The 3878-nt window shown below is 43.8% G+C and carries 3 protein-coding genes and 1 pseudogene; all 4 read right to left on the bottom strand.

Annotated features, from left to right (window positions below; all coding sequences use genetic code 11):
• Nucleotides 1-857: pseudogene (locus AB5Z01_RS13340) on the bottom strand (glutamine--fructose-6-phosphate aminotransferase); the annotation flags it as partial.
• A 13-nt stretch (nt 858-870) separates the two neighbouring features.
• Nucleotides 871-1329 carry an NUDIX hydrolase gene (locus AB5Z01_RS13335; RefSeq protein WP_195551367.1) on the bottom strand — a complete coding sequence of 153 codons (459 nt, stop codon included), beginning with the start codon at nt 1327-1329 and terminating at the stop codon, nt 871-873.
• Nucleotides 1329-2522: an NAD-dependent epimerase/dehydratase family protein gene (locus tag AB5Z01_RS13330; RefSeq protein ID WP_368365604.1), complete on the bottom strand. Its 1194-nt coding sequence runs from the start codon at nt 2520-2522 to the stop codon at nt 1329-1331. The genes AB5Z01_RS13335 and AB5Z01_RS13330 overlap by 1 nt, the downstream gene beginning before the upstream one ends.
• A gap of 13 nt (nt 2523-2535) precedes the next feature.
• Entirely contained in the window at nt 2536-3726 is a 1191-nt protein-coding gene (locus AB5Z01_RS13325) for a UDP-N-acetyl glucosamine 2-epimerase (RefSeq protein WP_022286574.1), read from the bottom strand.
• Between the last annotated feature and the right edge of the window lie 152 nt (nt 3727-3878).

Here is a 3878-nt window from a genome sequence, read left to right as displayed (position 1 = left end):
ACGCTTTCAAAGCTTATATTTCCATCTGTAAGGACAGAATTGATAGTATCCTTTATCACCTTTGGCTGTTCGTGTATCTCTTTGAGCATAAAATGCTCATAGCCGCTTTTTTCTGCAGCTTCTGCGTCCCACTCGATAGTTTTCATTTCTTTCTGTATTTCTTCGCCATCGAGATTGTAGAAAGCAACTGCGCCCTTTGTAAGTTTTGCAAGCTCCATATTGCCTATATAGTAGACATTTCTTGTATACTTAAGTATTGCAGGGACATCAGAGGCGAGGTAGCTTTCGCCGCCTGTAACTCCTATTATCATAGGGCTGTCTTTTCTTGCGGCATATATCTCACCGGGATAGTCCTTGAACATAACAGCGAGGGCATAAGAGCCACGGATACGGACAAGGGCGTGATTAAGAGCGTCAACAGGAGTACCCAGGTACTTTTTGTAATAATAGTCAATAAGCTTTACGGCAACCTCGGTATCAGTTTCAGACTTAAAGGTATATCCTTTTTTGATAAGCTTTTCACGAAGCTCCTGATAGTTTTCGATAATACCGTTATGTACGGCGATAACATTTTCATCGTCGCTGCAATGAGGGTGGGCGTTTACAGTTGACGGCTCGCCATGGGTAGCCCAACGGGTATGGCCTATACCGCAGGCACCTTTTACAGCTTTGCCGTCGTTAGTCATTTCCTTTAGGACTTTCAGCTTACCTTTAGCCTTTACGATCTCAGGCTCTGCGTCACCATTTCTTACAGCGATACCGGCAGAGTCATAGCCTCTATACTCAAGCTTAGACAGGCCGTCCAAGAGGATCGGGGCTGCCTCGTTATTTCCAGTAAATCCAACAATTCCGCACATAACAGTGTCTCCTTTAAGTTTTATTTTTATTGATGTAATCTTCTATAGCAGGTCTATTTGGAGGAAAAATATCCTCCGGCAGGTCGCAGATATCAATAAATTTAAGCTGCGACACCTCAGAAGCCTGCATTTTAAGCTCGCCTGTATACTCGTGGCAGGTGTAGACGATATCAACGTTTGACACCTTATCGCCGTTTGGGTAAGTATACTGCATTTTTTCGCCTGAATAGACGCCAAGCAGTTCGAGCTTTTGTGCTTTAAGACCTGTTTCCTCAAAAAGCTCTCTTTCAGCTGTTTGCTCAACAGACTCACCAAGCTCCACCGAGCCGCCTGCATATCCCCAGCTTCCGCAGTCTGTTCTCTGCTGCATGAGCATTTGGCCTGCTTCGTTTATTACTATTACGCTTGCTCCCACCTGCAGCAGAGGGGTGTGGCCTAGGTGCTGGCGGAGGGATTTTATGTATTCTGACATTACACAGGCTCCCCAAAAGTATCAGGGTGACTTGGATCAAATATCTCATTGCAGGTCATAACAGTAACAAGATCCTCAGTATCACTGAGATTGATAATGTTATGGGTCCAGCCAGGTATCATGTGGATAGCCTCGATCTTATCACCACTGACCTCAAATTCAACTTTCTCTCCTGTGTTTATGTTACGCTCCTGTATCAGACCATGACCGTGGACAACTATGAAAAGCTCCCATTTTGAGTTGTGCCAATGCTGACCCTTTGTGATGCCCGCCTTGCTTATATTTATACTTAACTGTCCGCAATCCTCTGTATGAACAAGCTCAGTAAAACTGCCTCTGTTATCTACATTCATTTTCAGCGCATACTTGAATTTATCTGCAGGAAGATAAGTCAGATACAAACTATACAGTTTCTTGGCAAAAGAGCCCTTTGGCATTTTAGGCATAAGCAGGGTCTTAGGCTGCTGCTTAAATTCTTCAAGAAGATCTACCACCTCGCCCAAAGTTACCTTATGAGTAACAGGCACATAACAATATCTGCCCTTATCATTTGCGACAGGCATTACGCCGTCAAACTCGCAATGCTTTTCCTTACCCTCAAGAAGATCAAACATACCCTCAACAAGGTCATCAATGTAAAGAAGCTCCAGCTCACTTGCTCTGTCGTTTATGGAATACGGCTCGTCATTAGCCACGCAGTAGCAAAGTGTTGATACAAAAGAATTGTACTTTGGTCTTGAATGACCCATAAGGTTAGGAAACCTATATATTGCGACCTTTGCTCCTGTTTCTGCGGCATATTTCCGGAAAAGCTCTTCACCTGCAAGCTTGCTTCTGCCGTATTCTCCGTCATAACGACCTATGAGCGTTGCCTGTATGGAAGATGAGAGCATGATAGTTGCCTTGTTATCATACTTTTTCAGAGTATCAAGAAGCTGTGACGCAAAACCAAAGTTCCCTTTCATGAAGTCCTCAGTATTCTCAGGACGGTTTACCCCTGCAAGGTTGAAAACAAAGTCTGCTTCCTTGCAATACTCGTCAAGCTGTTCCTTTGTGGAATCTATATCATACTCATATATTTCTTCAACAGAAATATTCGGTCTTGTTCGATTTTTGTTATCTCTGATATTTTTCAGATTATTCACAAGGGCTGTTCCAACCATGCCCTTTGCGCCTGTAACCAATATCTTCATATTTTCACGTTCCTTACTGATCTTTTCTCCAGACCATTTTGTTGACTACATTAACATATCCCTGAATGATCCTTACGACTTTCATTGATACTGTTTCGTCCACATAGTCAGGACACGGCTTGCCGAGAACGCCTTTCTGCTTCATTTCGATAGCCATATCTGTAGCATTGAGCAGCTCTTTTGTTGTAATTCCTGCAAGGATAAAGTCCCCTGCTTCAAGTGCTTCAGGGCGCTCGGTAGAAGTACGGATACAAACTGCTGCGATAGGGTGACCTATTGAAAGATAGAAGCTGCTCTCCTCAGGAAGCGTGCCTGAGTCTGAAACTATAGCAAGGGCATTCATCTGCAAACAGTTATAGTCATTGAATCCCAGCGGCTCGTTTACTCTTACTCTAGGGTCGAGCTTAAAGCCGCTTTTTTCAAGTCTATGCTTTGAACGCGGGTGGCAGGAATACAATATTGGCATATCATACTTTTCAGCCAGTGCGTTTATTGCAGTAAACAGACTTGTAAAGTTCTTTTCTGTGTCGATATTCTCCTCTCTGTGTGCAGAAAGAAGAATATACTTATCCTTTTCAAGACCCATACGTTCAAGAACGTCAGAAGCCTGAATCTTATCCAGATTACCACGAAGGACTTCCGCCATAGGCGAGCCTGTCATATATGTTCTTTCCTTTGGAAGTCCTGTATCCGCAAGATACTTTCTTGCAAACTCAGAATAGCAAAGGTTTACGTCAGAGATAACGTCAACTATTCTTCTGTTTGTTTCCTCCGGGAGGCACTCGTCCTTACATCTGTTTCCTGCTTCCATATGGAAAAGCGGGATATGAAGTCTTTTAGCGGAGATAGCTGACAGACAGCTGTTTGTATCTCCAAGGACAAGATAGGCGTCAGGCTGCAATTCTGAAAGCAGTTCATAGCTCCTGCCGAGAATATTTCCGCAGGTAACGCCCAGATTATCGCCTACTACAGGAACAAGAATATCAGGGCCGAACTCGCCGAAAGTGTTTTTCAGCTCGAAATCCTCCCAGAAAACTGTACTGAGGTTACGGTCCCAGTTCTGATTGTAATACACAACGCAGGTATCAAAATACTCACGGCATCTTCTTATTACAGCCGCCAGGCGAATGATCTCAGGGCGGGTGCCGCAGCCGATCATTACCTTTGTTCTGCCGTCATTTTTCCATTTAAAATTATGTTCCATATACTTTCCTCCTGAGGTCAGCCACGACCTTTGGTAAAATCATTTATTCACAGGATACTGTCTAAGCTGCACAACTTCTCCGGCTTCTATTTTGCTCAGCACTGCGATCCTATTTTCGCCTTTTATTATTGCTCCAAGGCAGATATGACAAC

Source organism: Ruminococcus sp. RTP21359st1_H3_RTP21359_211015, from assembly GCF_040909065.1.
Lineage (GTDB): Bacteria > Bacillota > Clostridia > Oscillospirales > Ruminococcaceae > Hominimerdicola > Hominimerdicola aceti.
Note: the sequence above shows the minus strand (reverse complement) of the source record. Positions and strands in the feature narration are given on the sequence as shown.